The organism is Streptacidiphilus rugosus AM-16 (assembly GCF_000744655.1).
Lineage (GTDB): Bacteria > Actinomycetota > Actinomycetes > Streptomycetales > Streptomycetaceae > Streptacidiphilus > Streptacidiphilus rugosus.
Genome location: NZ_JQMJ01000004.1, coordinates 1,196,544 through 1,210,464 on the forward strand (window position 1 = coordinate 1,196,544; position 13,921 = coordinate 1,210,464).

15 protein-coding genes are annotated in these 13,921 nt (G+C 69.9%); 8 read left to right on the top strand and 7 right to left on the bottom strand.

What is annotated here, in order from left to right; genetic code table 11:
* Positions 1–198: 198 nt before the first annotated feature.
* On the top strand, positions 199–762 hold the full coding sequence (locus BS83_RS14515) for a DinB family protein (RefSeq protein ID WP_037604273.1): 564 nt from the start codon (positions 199–201) through the stop codon (positions 760–762).
* A gap of 254 nt (positions 763–1,016) precedes the next feature.
* Here the strand turns inward: BS83_RS14515 and BS83_RS14520 are convergent, their stop codons facing one another.
* A complete protein-coding gene (locus tag BS83_RS14520) occupies positions 1,017–1,472 on the bottom strand; it encodes a GNAT family N-acetyltransferase (RefSeq protein ID WP_051943054.1) in 456 nt (151 codons plus the stop codon).
* A 167-nt stretch (positions 1,473–1,639) separates the two neighbouring features.
* On the bottom strand, positions 1,640–2,878 hold the full coding sequence (locus tag BS83_RS14525; protein WP_037604274.1) for an IS256 family transposase: 1,239 nt from the start codon (positions 2,876–2,878) through the stop codon (positions 1,640–1,642).
* A gap of 154 nt (positions 2,879–3,032) precedes the next feature.
* Between BS83_RS14525 and BS83_RS47530 the strand changes: the two genes are divergently transcribed.
* Both BS83_RS47530 and BS83_RS14535 read left to right on the top strand, forming a co-directional pair.
* Positions 3,033–3,593, top strand: a complete 561-nt coding sequence (locus BS83_RS47530; RefSeq protein ID WP_051943055.1) for a hypothetical protein — start codon at positions 3,033–3,035, stop codon at positions 3,591–3,593.
* Between the two features lie 95 nt (positions 3,594–3,688).
* On the top strand, positions 3,689–4,249 hold the full coding sequence (locus BS83_RS14535) for an SMI1/KNR4 family protein (RefSeq protein ID WP_063774166.1): 561 nt from the start codon (positions 3,689–3,691) through the stop codon (positions 4,247–4,249).
* A 120-nt stretch (positions 4,250–4,369) separates the two neighbouring features.
* Here the strand turns inward: BS83_RS14535 and BS83_RS14540 are convergent, their stop codons facing one another.
* On the bottom strand, positions 4,370–4,804 hold the full coding sequence (locus BS83_RS14540) for a hypothetical protein (RefSeq protein ID WP_037604275.1): 435 nt from the start codon (positions 4,802–4,804) through the stop codon (positions 4,370–4,372).
* Between the two features lie 304 nt (positions 4,805–5,108).
* Between BS83_RS14540 and BS83_RS14545 the strand changes: the two genes are divergently transcribed.
* Positions 5,109–5,579, top strand: a complete 471-nt coding sequence (locus BS83_RS14545) for an AAA family ATPase (protein WP_232248699.1) — start codon at positions 5,109–5,111, stop codon at positions 5,577–5,579.
* 152 nt (positions 5,580–5,731) lie between these two features.
* On the opposite strand, the gene BS83_RS14550 is transcribed toward BS83_RS14545, so the two are convergent.
* A complete protein-coding gene (locus BS83_RS14550) occupies positions 5,732–6,214 on the bottom strand; it encodes a hypothetical protein (RefSeq protein WP_037604276.1) in 483 nt (160 codons plus the stop codon).
* Between the two features lie 189 nt (positions 6,215–6,403).
* On the bottom strand, positions 6,404–7,357 hold the full coding sequence (locus tag BS83_RS14555) for an alpha/beta hydrolase (protein WP_051943057.1): 954 nt from the start codon (positions 7,355–7,357) through the stop codon (positions 6,404–6,406).
* 104 nt (positions 7,358–7,461) lie between these two features.
* On the opposite strand from BS83_RS14555, the gene BS83_RS14560 reads away from it, so the two are divergent.
* From BS83_RS14560 to BS83_RS14570, 3 genes are all read left to right on the top strand, one after another.
* The gene (locus tag BS83_RS14560; protein ID WP_037604277.1) at positions 7,462–8,457 is read left to right on the top strand and encodes an Lrp/AsnC family transcriptional regulator; all 996 of its coding nucleotides are present in this window, start codon (positions 7,462–7,464) and stop codon (positions 8,455–8,457) included.
* 141 nt (positions 8,458–8,598) lie between these two features.
* Complete coding sequence (locus BS83_RS14565; protein WP_037604278.1) at positions 8,599–10,128, top strand: FAD-dependent monooxygenase; 1,530 nt, start codon at positions 8,599–8,601, stop codon at positions 10,126–10,128.
* A 165-nt stretch (positions 10,129–10,293) separates the two neighbouring features.
* On the top strand, positions 10,294–11,748 hold the full coding sequence (locus BS83_RS14570; RefSeq protein WP_037600757.1) for an NF041680 family putative transposase: 1,455 nt from the start codon (positions 10,294–10,296) through the stop codon (positions 11,746–11,748).
* Positions 11,749–11,784: 36 nt separating this feature from the next.
* Here the strand turns inward: BS83_RS14570 and BS83_RS14575 are convergent, their stop codons facing one another.
* A complete protein-coding gene (locus tag BS83_RS14575) occupies positions 11,785–12,636 on the bottom strand; it encodes a LysR family transcriptional regulator (protein WP_232248326.1) in 852 nt (283 codons plus the stop codon).
* A gap of 93 nt (positions 12,637–12,729) precedes the next feature.
* Here BS83_RS14575 and BS83_RS14580 point away from each other — a divergent pair, with 93 nt between their 5' ends.
* A complete protein-coding gene (locus tag BS83_RS14580) occupies positions 12,730–13,083 on the top strand; it encodes a DoxX family protein (RefSeq protein WP_037604281.1) in 354 nt (117 codons plus the stop codon).
* On the opposite strand, the gene BS83_RS14585 is transcribed toward BS83_RS14580, so the two are convergent.
* Entirely contained in the window at positions 13,073–13,879 is an 807-nt protein-coding gene (locus tag BS83_RS14585) for an SAM-dependent methyltransferase (RefSeq protein ID WP_037608989.1), read from the bottom strand. The two genes, BS83_RS14580 and BS83_RS14585, sit on opposite strands and share 11 nt — an antisense overlap.
* Positions 13,880–13,921: the final 42 nt, after the last annotated feature.

Genomic DNA, 13,921 nt, shown 5'->3' on the forward strand with positions numbered 1-13,921 from the left:
CGTACCCGGATGCGATCAGGAGGACGGCGGTGTGCAGCCCGTCGCGGAGGGCTGCCGAAACGCCGCTGTCCCGCCTCGTCGAAACCTGGTCATCGTGAGCGAAGTTGATGACCACGAGGTCCGTCTCATCGAAGCGCGAGTGACCGGCAACAGCGTCCTTGAGACTCCCCGCAAGATCCTCATGTGTACTCTGCGGCAATGACACGAAGCGAGCGGCTCGCGGAGCAGTTGGACTGGCACTGGCGCAACAGCCTGCGGCCGCGGCTGGACGGTCTTGCCGACGAGGAGTACTTCTGGGAGCCGGTGCGGGGCTGCTGGAGCATCCATCCGCGTGGCACGTCGGCTGCACCGATGTCGGCAGGTTCGGGGGAATGGACGATGGACTACGCGTCCTCTGTCCCGGTGCCGGCGCCGGTGACCACGATTGCCTGGCGGCTGGCGCACATCACCGTGTCGTGCCTGGGCTATCGGGTCGGCTGGTACTTCGGCGGCCAGGACGTCGACTTCGAGACATTCCCCTACGCGGGGACCGCCGACGAGGCGCTCGAGCAGCTCGACGAGACGTATGAGCGATGGAACGCGGGGGTCCGCGAGCTCTCGGACGCCGACCTGGAGAATCCACCCGTGGTGGGTCCCGAGCGGTTTCCCATGGAGAACAGGATTCTGCACGTCAACAGGGAACTCATCCATCACGGCGCCGAGATCGCCCTGCTTCGCGACCTCTACCGCCGGCAGGACGGAGCCGTAGCGCGCCGGGTGTGACTCGTGCAGGACACCCGATCAGCGGGCGAGGGCGTCGGCCAGAGCGCGGAGTCGGAGCGGTGTTCGGCGCCTGGCCGGCTGATCCGAAGGGACGGATTCCGGCCAGTCGTGGATCCATGCGCGGGGACGCACCACTGCTGATCTTGAAATCGCGCGCGGGACCTTCCCGGGCCCTGGGTCCGCTGACGTTGCCTCCTGAGCGACCCGGCCGGTCGCATATTCGGTCTGGCGACCAAACGCCGCTCGGTCGCCATTCAGCGCGACGCCGTCCGCTGAAGGAGCTGCCGGGACGACTCGAAGCCCAGCCGTTCGTACACCGGCACTGCTGTCCGACCGGAGTGGACAGTCACGCGAGCGGCCCCGAGGCACGTCGCGTGCTCCGCAGCAGCCCCCACCAGTGCCGAGCCGATACCCTGGCCTCGCTTCTCAGGCGTGACGAAGACGCTCTGGATGTCTGCGGAGAGCCGGCTCGACGCTCCCGGTCTCGGCACGCGGGGGACGAGCGCGACCCAGGCCATGCCCACGATCTCCGGTCGAAGGAGTCGAGCCACGAACGCCAGGTGCGAGTGCCGATTTGCAGCCCACCACTGCGCGAGCTCCACCGCGAATGCGTCAACGGACCGCTGGTCCGGCTCCTCCTTGTGCGTGTCCAGCCACAGAAGCTGAGCCAAGTCCGCGACGTCGTCCACGTTCGCCTGACTGATGATCACAACGTGAGTCTACCGACGGTGTGGAGCCGACAGCGGTCGGCAGCCCATTGCCCAGGTGGGTGCCTCCGCAGGCTCATCACATCCGTGCAAGATGGGACCGTGATCGGCTATTGGAATCCGCTCCCCTCGGCTCAGCAGGGTCGTGTCCCTTGATGTGGTGTAGCCGATCAACCAGCGGTCGTGTTCGTGGTGTTGGGTAGCGCGGGGGCGCTATCAGGGAGCTCGGGGTAGAGCTGCTCCATGCTGCCCTCTGGCAGGTAGCGGCGGGGGAAGGCGATCCACTCGTCGTGCAGTTCGAAGAGCACGGCGGTGACCAGCCGCAGTAGCGCGTCGTCGTTGGGGAAGACCTGGACGACGTCGGTGCGGCGTTTGACCTCGCGGTTGATCCGTTCCAGCGGGTTGGTCGACTGAATCTTCTTCCAATGTCGTTCCGGGAAGGCAGCGAACGCGGTCAGGTCGTCCTTCGCGTCCAGCAGCATCTCCTTGACCTTCGGGAACTGCTTGCCGAGCATGTCGGCGACCGTGTCGAGCTGGGTGCGAACCGTCTCCGCGGTGGACTGGGCGAAGATGGTGCGGATCGTCGCGGCGACCATCTCGCCGGCTTCCTTGTTGATCACGGCGAAGGTGTTGCGCAGGAAGTGGACCCGGCAGCGCTGGTAGGCGGCGCCGAGCATGACCTTGCGGATGGCCTTGACCAGCCCGAGGTGGTGGTCGCCGATGACGAGCCGGACGCCGGTCAGGCCGCGTTCGCGCAGGTGACGGAGGAACTCGGTCCAGAACAGTTCGGTCTCGCTGTCGCCGACCATCACGCCGAGGACTTCGCGGCCGCCGTCCTCGGTGATGCCCGTGGCGATGACCACGGCCCGGGACACGATCTGGTGTTCGACTCTGGCCTTGCAGTAGGTCGCGTCCAGGTAGACGTAGGGGAAGCGGACGTGGTCCAGGGCCCGGGTGCGGAACGCGGTCAGCTGGCCGTCCAGGTCCTGGCAGATGCGGGAGACCTCGCTCTTGGAGATCCCGGTGTCGGCTCCGAGGGCCTTGACCAGGTCGTCGACCGAGCGGGTGGAGACGCCGTGGACGTAGGCCTCCATGATCACGGCGTAGAGGGCCTGGTCGATGCGGCGTCGCCGTTCCAGCAGCACAGGGAAGAAGCTCCCCGAGCGAAGCTTGGGGATCCCCAGCTCCAGGTCGCCGGCCTGGGTGCTGAGGGTCTTGTCGCGGTGGCCGTTGCGGAACGTGGTCCGGGTGTCGGTGTGCTCGTTCCACTCGGCGCCGATCCTCGCGGTGGCCTCGGCCTCGATCAGTTCCTGGAGCATCCGCTCGGCCACACCACGGACGAGTTCGAGACCGTCCGCCGAACGTAGTGACTCCAGCAGTCGCAGTAAGTCATGCTGGGACAGGGCCACCCTGCACCTCCTGAGTTGAACTGGCCGTTCACTTCGGAGAGTTGCATGGTGGCCCGCCCTGCGGGCAGGGAGCAGAGACCACGCAGGGTCACGCCCCGGCGTACGCCTGAGCCGTGATCGGCTACACCACTTCAAGGGACGCGATCCTCAGCAGATGGTCGAGAGCCTCGGGGAGCACGCGGAGCAACTCTTCACGGGCGCATGGGAACGACGGAACTGGCGCAACGTGCCTGGTCCTTTCTATGCCGGCGACACGGACAGCATGGCCACCGGGCGTCTGGACGCTCCGCATCACATCGCCTACGACGATGATCTCGGTGGCGGTTTCGGCTCGGAGTTCATCTATCGCCAACCCGTGAACGAGCACGAGACCGCGGCCGTGATCCACGGCTGTCGGATGGAGTTGTGCCGAGGCTACAACTGGGACGGTGACGACCACTGGACCGTGGAGGCAGTCCGCGACTGGTGGCGGGACCGAGCCCGTGTCCGGGAATGGGCGGTCGCCATCGCCGCCGACTGGGGTGCGGACGCCCATCCCCACTGGGGCTTCAACGCCGACCCTCGCTACCTCGGCCACTATCACGATGCAGCCCAGGGGCATCGTGACTTCATCGCGTACATGGACGACGGACTGGAGACGTACCTGCGCGGCTACCTCTTCTGGCTCGAACAGCGACGTGACTCGCGCGATGGCGAGGCCCTCCCCGGTCTCTAGGCGGGCACAGGTGGGATCGGAATTCACCCAGGGCCCGTGAGGACCGAGGTCGATCGGCTCCGGCCATGGTGCTGGTGGGACTCTAGGATGCGTCCGTGACCAGGTTCGACGACATCAAGGTGACGCTGTTCTCGGCTGAGCACTCGGATCTGGCTCAGTCGGCACTGACCGATGAGGTCGTCCAGGAGGCCGAGGGCATCCTCGGGGTGAGACTGCCAGCCGCGCTGGTCGAGATCCTGCGGTGGCAGAACGGGGGCCCTGTGTCGTCCCACTGGGACGCCTTCCCGACGGCAGCGCCGAACTCCTGGAGCGAGAGTCACGTACCGTTCGAAGAGGTGATGGGCATCGGGCACCGCACCGACAGGCTGTCGCTGTTCGATACCCCGTACTTGATCGGCGAGTGGGGCCTGCCGTCCCCGATCGTTCTCCTCTGCGGTGACGGGCACTGCTGGATCGCCCTCGACTACCGGGACTGCGGATGGGACGGGGAGCCGACGGTGACCTGGTTCGACACGGAATCGAACTCTGAACTCATCGTGGCGACGGACCTCAGGGCCTTCGTCGAAGGTCTGGCTCCGGCATCGAGATTCGACTCCGAGAGCCGACCGCCGACGGAAGATGCACATCCCCCACACGCGTCACAGGACCTCAGTTGACGTCAGCACAGATCGACATGGGGGCCTCGGCCCCAGCGTGACTCCCGCATCCACTTCCCTCCTCGCCTCCAACATCCTGCCTTCGGGTCATGACCGGAGGTCTGGGTGGATGAGTGGGCCCTACCAGGCCGGGCGTGGGTCCTGGCGCTCGGTGGAGAAGCCAGGCGGAATCGTCGTCTCCGTCCGCCACAGCAGGCCCGGGTCAGGTGGATACGCCTCAGTTGTCGGCGCCGGAGGGTACAGACGGCGATGGCCGGGAAGCGGGACCTCGGTCAGCACGCCGCGCTGGATCATCCACAGCCCGAAGCAGTCGTCCTCCTCGTCATGGATGAATACCTGCACACTCGCCGGTTCCGGCCACTCCAGGGACTCCAGGTGTCGAAACAGGCCGGATCGCGGGCGTACATGGTTGAACTCGATCACCCACCCTTCGACGAAAGGATGTAGCCGCTCGAAACGACCTTTCCAGCCACGCGAGTCATCCGGCCGCGTCAGGGGTTCCATCACCTCGTCCGCGTACCGTGCCAGCACGATGACCTCAGCGATTCTGCTCATGCGGAAGTATCTGCACGCTCCCTGGGCCGGCGGCAATCGGATTCCAAGGTGCACGCGAGGTCACGGCATCCTTCTGCCGATCACGTGCTGAGGGCAAGAGGGGCGCCGACGAGGCAGCAGTGAAGCGCTCCACAGCCTGAAGCCGTAACCGCTCCCGCGTGCCTCTCTCGGCGTCGGTGCAAGCCCCGCGCGACAGCGTGTCCGTGTGCCCAGGCGATCGGAATCCGGGTGATTGCAGGGCGCGAGGATGGCTAGGGTCAGCGGGATGAGTGATCTCCAGCCTGTCGTATGGCTTCTCACGGGCATGCCCGGCTCGGGTAAGACCACCTTCGCGAAGGCGTTGGCACAAGGCGCTGTCGTCCGTCTGTCAGTGGACGACGAGATGACGGCTCGGCATGGACGGATCGGCAAGGATCACGCCGAGCACGAACACCTCGCGCTTCAGGCTCCCGTGATTGAGGACGTTCAGCGACAGCTCGTCGAGCTCTTGAAGGAGGGCCGCTCTGTAGTGCTGGATCACGGCCTGGGCACCCGCGCGGTCAGGGACCACTACAAGCAATTGGTCACGGAGCATGGCGCCAGGTGGCGGCTCGTCCACTTCCAGGCTGATCACGACGAGCTGTTGCGGCGACTGGCCAAGCGAAACAACGAGCAGGAGCACGGCGTAATTTCGCCAGAGGCCCTGGCCTGGATTGCCGAGCACTCTGAAGCCCCTGCGGGTGAGGGTGAAGAGCCCCCGTACTTCCCACCTCAGCCTGACATGGACCCTGGCTGAGGTGGCTGTCCCCGCACACGTCCAGGTCGTGGTCGACAGCCAGGCCAGATCAGGTGTCCCGCTCCAGCGCCAGGCCGGCGCCGGCAAGGCGACCGTCGATGAGGTGCGGCCGGTACTGGATCTTCTTCAGGCCGCGCTTGGGGCGGGCGATGTCAGTCTCCGGAAGCTCCGAAGAATCCGACGTGGGAGGTCGCGTCGTCCGTGTGCAGGAGTACGTAGAAGCCGGTCCAGCGCATCTCGTGTTCCCCGAGCAGGCTGGTGTCCTCGTCGCCCGGTCGCCAGGCCTGCATGAAGGTGTAGGAGCGAGCGAGTGCATCCTCGAACTGCCGAACGGTAGGGCGATCCGTACCGAAGTGGACCACGAGCCGCGCAGGGGCCAGAGGCCGGACGGTGAAGTAGTCATACGGGTTCGACTCCTGTGGCAACGCCGTTGACTCCACGACGCGACGAACGTCCAGAATCGAGTGGGTTCCCTCCTCCGCCATGAACTCCTCATCGGCGTACAGCTCCGCGACCGAGCTGTACTCCTCGCCATCGCCGTACTCCTGCGCGAAGACCTCCTGCTGCAGTGCCTCCAGGCTCGCGACAACGGTCCTGCGGTACGGCGCGACATAACTCCACCCACTGGCGCCCATCGGTTGAACTCCTCGCTCCGTCGCCGAATCGTGCTCAACCTAGCCCGGGGCGCTGACAGAGCAGAGGCAACGTCGGGAGGGCGGCTGCGCACCCCGCGATCCTCGGTCGCCGGCAACGCCCTCCGGCGGCGACCGTCCGGACTCGGGGTTCCGACCTGCGCGCCTACGCTCGGGTCGTCGGGGCACGCCTCATCCGGGCTCGCCGCTCCACGACACCGGCTGGGCGGCGGGGCTGCCGGCCGAGTCGGTCAGGTGCTTGCGGAGGAAGGCGAGTTCCGCGGCGACGGCCTGTTCGTGGGCCTCCAGGAAGGGGGCGTAGTGGCGGCCGGTCAGGTGGACGATCTCGGAGTGCGGGACGGTGGCGGCCGCGTCGAGGGCCGGGCCGGGGAGGGCGCTGCGGTCCTGGTCGCAGACGACCATGAGGAGGGGGCAGCGGACGCGGGCGGCCTCGCGGGCGGGGCGGTAGTTGCCGATCCGGAGGGCGACGCGGGCGGCGACGGTCCGGTCCCAGTCAGCGTAGCGGCCGTCGGGGTCGAGGGCCAGGTCGCCGTCCATGGCGTCGGGCGTGGTCAGCGAGGCGACGTCGCCACGCGCACCGGCCGTGGGGATGAGCAGCGGCGCGCGGCCGAGCAGGCCGCCGAGGGCGTCGGCGACGCCCAGCGCGAGGAGCCTCAGCAGCGCCGAGGGCGTCATCGCGCGCAACGCGTTCGGCGTCACGGCCCGTCCGTCCACCAGCGGTGACTGGGCGATGACCGCGCCCACCCGCGGGTCGTCGGCGGCGGCCCGCAGGACGTGGCCGCCGGAGAGCGAGAAGCCCCACAGGGCGATCCGCCCGGGGTCGACGCCGGGCTGGCGCGCCGCGAAGGCGACGGCGGCGCGCCAGTCGGCGACCTGGTCGTCGAGCCGGACCACCTGGCGCGGCAGGCCGCCGCTCTCGCCGAAGCGCCGGTAGTCGAAGGCCAGCACCCCGAAGCCCGCGTCGGCGAAGCGGGCGCCGAAGCGGTCCGCGGCCGGTTCCTTGGTGACCGCGATGCCGCCCGCCATGATCACGCACGCGCCGTTGACTCCCGGGCGGTACCAGGCCGCGCAGTCGGCGTCACCGCTGGCGAAGCGCACGTTCTGCCGCTGGGTGGAGACGGGCATGGGAACCTCCGTGGTGGGTGTCCTGCGATCGACACCGTCCATCCTGCGAGCCCGGCTGCGGGCCCGGCCCGCGCGGACCGCCGCGGTGGTGGAAACTGGCTGTCATGGCACGCGTAGCGGCGGATTCCGAACTCAGCCTCCCGGACCAGCGGTTGGTCGCCGCGCTGCAGTGGGACGGCCGGATCGGCGCGGAGCGGGCGGCCCGGGTGCTCGGCCTCAGCCCCGCCACGGTGCGCCGTCGGCTGCACGCCCTCACCGGCGACGGCACCGCGCGGGTGGTGCTCTCCCCCACCGCGCGCACCGGGAACGGCGGCCCGGTCGGGGCGCTGTTCCTGCGCATCAGGGTGCTGCGGGGCAAACTCGACACCATCGTGGCGGCGCTGGCCGCCCGCGAGGACGTCCCCTTCATCGACATCACCACGGCGGGCGACGAGATCTTCGCCGTCGCCCGCACCGAGCCCGGTTCGCGCGATCCCCTGGTCTTCCGCCAGCTGCCCTCCACCCAGGCGGTCACCTCGGTCGAGAGCTCGACGCTGCTCAACGTCTTCCGGCTGACCTCGGAGTGGCGGCACCAGGTGCTGACGGCCGAGGAGTGCGCGGAGCTGGGCGGTGGCGCGTCGGGCGCCCCCGAGCCGGCGGCGTCCCCCGGCGACCCCGCTCAGGACCCGCTGGACCGGTCGCTCCTCGCCGCGCTGGCCCCCGACGCCCGCCTCCCGGTGGCCGCCCTGGCGGCCCGTACCGGGCATCCCGAGACCACCGTCCGCCGCCGCCTCGCCCGGCTGGCCGAGCAGGGTCTGCTGACCACCCAGGTCCTGGTGGACCACCGCCGCCTGGGACTGGCCATCGAGGCCAAGCTGCTGCTCCAGGTCACCCCCGACCACCTGGCCGCCGCCGGCCAGGCCCTGGCCGACCACCCTTCCGTGCACGGCGCCTTCGCCACCTCGGGCCCCTCGAACCTGCACGCGGCTGCCTACTTCCGCGACCTGGCCGCCCTCTACGGCTTCCTCTCCCGGGATCTGACCGGTCTGGGCATCACCCATCTGGAGACCGCCGTCGTCAGCCGCGCCGCCAAGCGGGCCGCCGCCCTGATCCCGGGCTGAGCCAGGGAAGGCGAAGGCGCGTCGCGTGTGACAGACCGGCGCGACGACCACTAACGTCTGACTCGCCCTGACGAGGTGGCGGAAACCCCTCGGCCAGGCCCATCGGCAGCGCTCGCTGCCCCAGTTGGGGGGACCCAGGTCATGACCAACCCTGTCCTCGTCGTCGGCGCCGGTCCGGTCGGCCTCGCTGTCGCGGGCGAACTGGCCCGCCGGGACGTTCCGGTGCGCATCGTCGACACGCTCGCAGCGCCCACCACCGAGTCGCGCGCGATCGTCGTCCACGCCCGCAGCCTCGAGATGCTCGAACGGGTCGGCGTGCTCGACGAGATCGTGGCCTCCGGCGTCAAGGCCACGGGCATCGAGATGCACGCCTCGGGGCGCACCATCGCCCGTGTCGAGCTCGACATCGTCGACAGCGCGTACCCCTTCTCGGTGCTCACCGCGCAGACCGAGACCGAGCGCATCCTGGCCGAGAACCTGGCCCGGCACGGGGTCGAGGTGGAGCGCGGCGTCTCGCTGGTCGCCCTGGAGCAGAGCGCCGACGGGGTCCGGGCGACCCTGCGGGACGCGCGCGGCGGCGAGGAGAGCGTCGACGCCTCCTGGCTGGTCGGCGCCGACGGGGCGCACAGCCAGGTGCGACGGGAGGTCGGCTCCGCACTGGAGGGCTCGTTCCACGGGGAGCGCTTCCTCATGGGCGACGTGCACGCCGAGCACGACTTCGATCCGCGCTCGATGTACACCTTCTTCTCCGCGCACGACGGCCCGTTGATGGTCTTTCCGATGAAGGGCGACCGGATGCGGCTGATCGCCCAGATCCCCACCGCCTCCACGGACGAGGCGAGCCAGGAGTGGCTGCAGCGCATCGCCAACGAGCGCGCCGCCGGACGGCTGCGGATCCACGACTCGCTCTGGCTGACCTGCTTCGAGATCCACCACGCGCAGGTGCCGCAGTACCGCTGCGGGCGGGTCTTCCTGGCCGGCGACGCGGCGCACGTGCACAGCCCGGCCGGCGGGCAGGGCATGAACACCGGCCTCCAGGACGCGTTCAACCTCGGCTGGAAGCTCGCCGCGGCGTACCGCGGCGAGGCGTCCGAGACGCTGCTGGACAGCTACCACGCCGAACGGCATCCGGTCGCCGCGCACGTCATCGAGTTCAGCACCAGGCTCACCCACCTGAGCACCCTGGCGAACCCGGTGGCCCAGACGCTGCGCAATGCCGCGCTGCACGTGGCCACCGGTCTCGGCCCGGCGCGCCAGGCCCTGGCCGACGCGACGGAGGAGACGACGCTGTCGTACCACGGCAGCCCGGCGGTTCTGGGGGCGGCGGCGGACGCGAAGGTCCGCAGCGGCGACCACCTGCTCGACGTGCCCGGCACGGAGCTGCGGGCGGCGCTCTCCGCGGAGACGGGCCACGTGCTGGTGACCGTCGGCGCGCTCCCGGCGCTGACCGGCCTGCCCGGCGTCCGCCAGGTCCTGCTCGCGGACACCGACGCCCCGGTCACCGGCTTCGACGCGGTGGTCGCGGACCCCGACGGGCACGCCGCGACCCGCTTCGGACTGCCCTCCGGCCGCCTCCTGGTCCGCCCGGACGGCTACGTCGGCGCGATCGCCGGCGGCACGGACGACGAGCCGATCCTGGCCTACGCGAAACTGACGGGCGCGGCCGGCTAACGAGCGTCGACGCCACGGGTGTTCCGGCACGGAACCTCAGCTTGAAATTTAACCTCGCAGGTCACCCGACCTGCTGGTTTGCGGTTCTTCCCGGGACAACGAGGGCGACCGTTCTCCACGCTTCGAGATGTCGAGTCATGAAGCACGAGAGAACGGCCGCCGCATATGAGTCTGCCCCTCGTTCCGTCCGCTGGTGACGCGTTGGGCCTGTTGTCCCGCTTTCGAGTTGAGTTCTACGACTGCTTGTACGCCCGTGCGGACTCGCTCTTCGAGCTCACCGACGCAGTGCTGTGCGTGGACAGTCCGGTGAAGACCCTGGTCGAGCTCAGCCTGGCGGTCGAGCACCGGCGCGGGCACGGCGCGTTGTACGCCGCGCTGGACCGGGGCTGGCTGGAGCCGACACGGCTGCGCCGCACCCTCGCGAACCTGCCGCTGCCGAGGGCGGCCGACGGGCGGATCGTGCTGGCTGTGGACGTGTCCAACTGGCTGCGGCCCGACGCCCCCACCAGCAGCGATCGGCTGTTCTGCCACTGCTACGGCCGGGGCGGCCGGGCCAGTGACCAGTTCGTGCCGGGCTGGCCCTACTCCTTCGTCGCAGCGGTGGAGCGCGGGCGGACCTCCTGGGTCGCCCTGCTGGACGCAGTGCGCCTGGGGCCTGCCGACGACGCCACCGCCGTCACTGCCACCCAACTACGCGACGTTGTCGAGCGGTTGATTGCCGCTGGCCACTGGAAGGAGACCGAAGGGGACATCTTGATCGTCATGGACGCCGGCTACGACGGCGCACGCCTGGCCCACGTGCTGGCGGATCTGCCGGTGGAGATCGTGGTGCGGCTGCGCTCGGACCGCGTCATGCTTCGCGATCCGGGCCCGCCCCGCTCCACCGCCCGCGGCGGGCGTCCGCGCCGCCACGGCGGCGTGCTCACCTTCGCCCGCCCCGAGACCTGGCACACTCCCGATGCCACCAGCCGGACCGAGACCACCCGCTACGGCAAGGCCGAGGCGCTGGCGTGGGATCACATGCACCCCCGGCTGCAGCGTCGCGGACCATGGTTGGAGTACACCGACGCCGAACTCCCCGTGCTGCACGGCACGTTGATCCGACTGCAGGTCGAGCGCCTGCCCGGTGAACGAGAGGCCAAGCCGCTGTGGCTGTGGTCCTCGGCAGCCGCCCTGACCAGCGCGGAGATGGATGTGCGGTGGCAGGCGTTCTTGCGCAGATTCGATCTTGAACACACCTTCCGCTTCCTGAAACAGACCTTGGGCTGGACCGCACCCAAGATCCGACACCCCGACGGCGCAGACCTGTGGACCTGGCTGGTCATCGTCGCCTACACCCAGCTCCGCCTGGCCCGCCCCCTCGCAGCCGACCTACGACGCCCCTGGGAGCGGCCGGCGCCGCCGAACAGGCTCACGCCAGCCCGGGTCCGACGCGGGTTCCGCCACATCCACGCGAAGACCGTCTCTCCGGCGGGTGTGCCGCAACCGACACGCCCCGGCCCGGGGCGCCCGCCGGGCTCAAAGAACCGCAGGCCAGCACCCCGCTACGACGTCGGGAAGACCGTAAAACGCGAACTCACGCTCGAGGCTCATCTCGCGAAACAAACGGCCGCCGGTTAAAGATCAAGCTCAGCCCGCGCCGGAACTCTCATGTGATCAGTGGCGGTAGGCGGCGGTCGCGATCTCGACGAAGGAGCGGATGAGCGGGTTGGTGTCCCCCTCGTTCCAGACCGCGACCACCCGGCTCGGCGGCATGTCCGTCAGCGGCACCACGGCCAGCTCCCCGGGCAGGTCGTGCCCGAGCGGGGCCAGGCCGACCGTGCCGTTCCACAGCACGGCCTGCAGGCACTCCTGAACGGCGCGGACCACGGGGCCCTCGCGTGGACGACCTCCGTTCCAGTACGACTGCCAGACGGGGTCGGTGCCCTGGGGGAACTGGAACCAGCGGCGGTCACCCAGATCGGCCAGCCGCAGCGCGTCACGGCGGGCCAGCGGATCGTCGGCGCGCAGGACCACGCCGACCGGATCGGTCCGCAGCGCACGCACCGTCAGGGCGGTCTCGTCGAACGGCGCTCGGGTCAGTGCCACGTCGACCAGCCCGGCGCGCAGCCCGCAGGTGGGATCGGTCAGATCGGTGTCACGGACCCGGATGTCGATGCCGGGGTGGCGTCGGCGGTAGGCGGCGGCCAGCCTGGCCGCTCCGGGGTCGGTGCCGTCGCCCAGGATGCCGATGGTGATCGTCGCGGCGCCGGCCGCGGCGCTGACGCGTGTCCGGACCCGGTCGGCGTGGGCGAGCAAGGCCCGCGCCTCAGCGAGCAGCACCGTGCCCACCGCGGTCAGCGCGACGCCCGAAGGCGAACGGGTGAACAGCTGGGCCCCGACCTCCGTCTCCAACTGTCTGATCGCACGGCTGAGCGGCGGTTGACTCATGTGCAGTCGGGCGGCGGCCCGGCCGAAGTGGAGTTCCTCGGCGACGGCCACGAAGTAACGCAAGGTCCGTAGCTCCACGCTGCCACGATACCCATGAGGTATCGGAGTCGCGGGATGGGTCTTGGACACCGGCAGGGCTCCGGCGGTGCACTCGTGGGCATGACCGGAGCCATGAACACCGCCTACTGGATCACCGCGGGTCTGCTCGCGCTCTTCTACCTCTACGCGGGCACGCTGAAGCTGATTCGCAGCCGCGAACAACTCCGCCCGATGATGGCCTGGGTCGACCGCATGCCTCTGCCCGCCGTCAGAGCGCTGGGAGCGGTCGAAGTACTCGGCGCGGCAGGCCTGATCCTGCCGCCGCTGACCGGCATCGCCCCCGCGCTGGCGACGGCCGCGGCCGTCGGCTTCGTCCTGCTGCAGGCGGGCGCGATCGCCGTCCACCTGACCGGCGGGGACCGCCGGGTCGCACTCAACGCCCTGCTCGTCGCCCTCGCTGCCGTGACCGTCCGGCTCAGCGTTTGAGCGCCACTCCGCCGTACATCCCGATCCGGTCGTCACCGGGAAGGACGTGCTCGTCCGGCCGCCACCGCGAGAGCAGCACCAGGCCGGGGTCGACCGGCTCCAGGCCGTGGAAGAACGCGGCGATCTCCTTGCCGCTGCGCACGGCGGTCCTCACCGACGACCGGTCGTAGGCCCTCGCCGTCGCGCGCATTCCCTCCGGGTCCAGGTCGGAGGTCACCTGTGAGAGCACCAGCACGCTGCCCGGAGCGACGGCGTCCATCAGGGTGCGCACGGCGCCGTACGGGTCGTCCTCGTCGGTGACGAAGTGCATCACGGCGACCAGCAGCACGGCGACGGGCCGGTCCAGATCCAGGCGGCCGCGTACCTCCGGATGCGCGAGGATCTCCGCCGGACGGCGGACGTCCCCGGCGACGATCCTCGCGCCCGACGGCGCGGGGTCCTCGCCGTGGGCGCGGGCGAGCGCCAGGACCGTCGGGTCGTTGTCGACGCCGACGATCCGCGCGTCCGGCCGCACCGCGAGCGCGGTCTCCGCCGTGCTGCCCGGCGCGGGGAGGCCGATGCCGACATCCAGGAACTGATCCAGGCCGTTCTCGGCCAGGTACCGGACCGCGCGGGTCAGAAAGGCGCGGTTGACACGGGCGAAGTCCCTGACCGGCATCGTCTCCAGGGCCTTCTCCGCGGCCGCGCGATCGGCCGGGAAGTGGTCCGTGCCGCCGAGCAGATAGGAGTAGATCCGCGCCGGCGTGGCCACGGTCGGGTCGATCATGTCGCCGCCCGACGGCTCCGAGTCCGGCATGTCGCCCTCCACCCCGTCATCCTTCCTCCGACGACCCGAGCG

Excerpts from the sequence above, each read along its gene's own strand:
- BS83_RS14560 (WP_037604277.1), top strand. The coding sequence starts at position 7,462 with ATGGCACGCGTAGCGGCGGATTCCGAACTCAGCCTCCCGGACCAGCGG.
- BS83_RS14545 (WP_232248699.1), top strand. The coding sequence starts at position 5,109 with ATGCCCGGCTCGGGTAAGACCACCTTCGCGAAGGCGTTGGCACAAGGC.
- BS83_RS14580 (WP_037604281.1), top strand. The coding sequence starts at position 12,730 with ATGAACACCGCCTACTGGATCACCGCGGGTCTGCTCGCGCTCTTCTAC.
- BS83_RS14515 (WP_037604273.1), top strand. The coding sequence starts at position 199 with ATGACACGAAGCGAGCGGCTCGCGGAGCAGTTGGACTGGCACTGGCGC.
- BS83_RS14565 (WP_037604278.1), top strand. The coding sequence starts at position 8,599 with ATGACCAACCCTGTCCTCGTCGTCGGCGCCGGTCCGGTCGGCCTCGCT.
- BS83_RS14555 (WP_051943057.1), bottom strand. The coding sequence starts at position 7,357 with ATGCCCGTCTCCACCCAGCGGCAGAACGTGCGCTTCGCCAGCGGTGAC.
- BS83_RS47530 (WP_051943055.1), top strand. The coding sequence starts at position 3,033 with ATGGTCGAGAGCCTCGGGGAGCACGCGGAGCAACTCTTCACGGGCGCA.
- BS83_RS14570 (WP_037600757.1), top strand. The coding sequence starts at position 10,294 with ATGAGTCTGCCCCTCGTTCCGTCCGCTGGTGACGCGTTGGGCCTGTTG.
- BS83_RS14585 (WP_037608989.1), bottom strand. The coding sequence starts at position 13,879 with ATGCCGGACTCGGAGCCGTCGGGCGGCGACATGATCGACCCGACCGTG.
- BS83_RS14550 (WP_037604276.1), bottom strand. The coding sequence starts at position 6,214 with ATGGGCGCCAGTGGGTGGAGTTATGTCGCGCCGTACCGCAGGACCGTT.
- BS83_RS14540 (WP_037604275.1), bottom strand. The coding sequence starts at position 4,804 with ATGAGCAGAATCGCTGAGGTCATCGTGCTGGCACGGTACGCGGACGAG.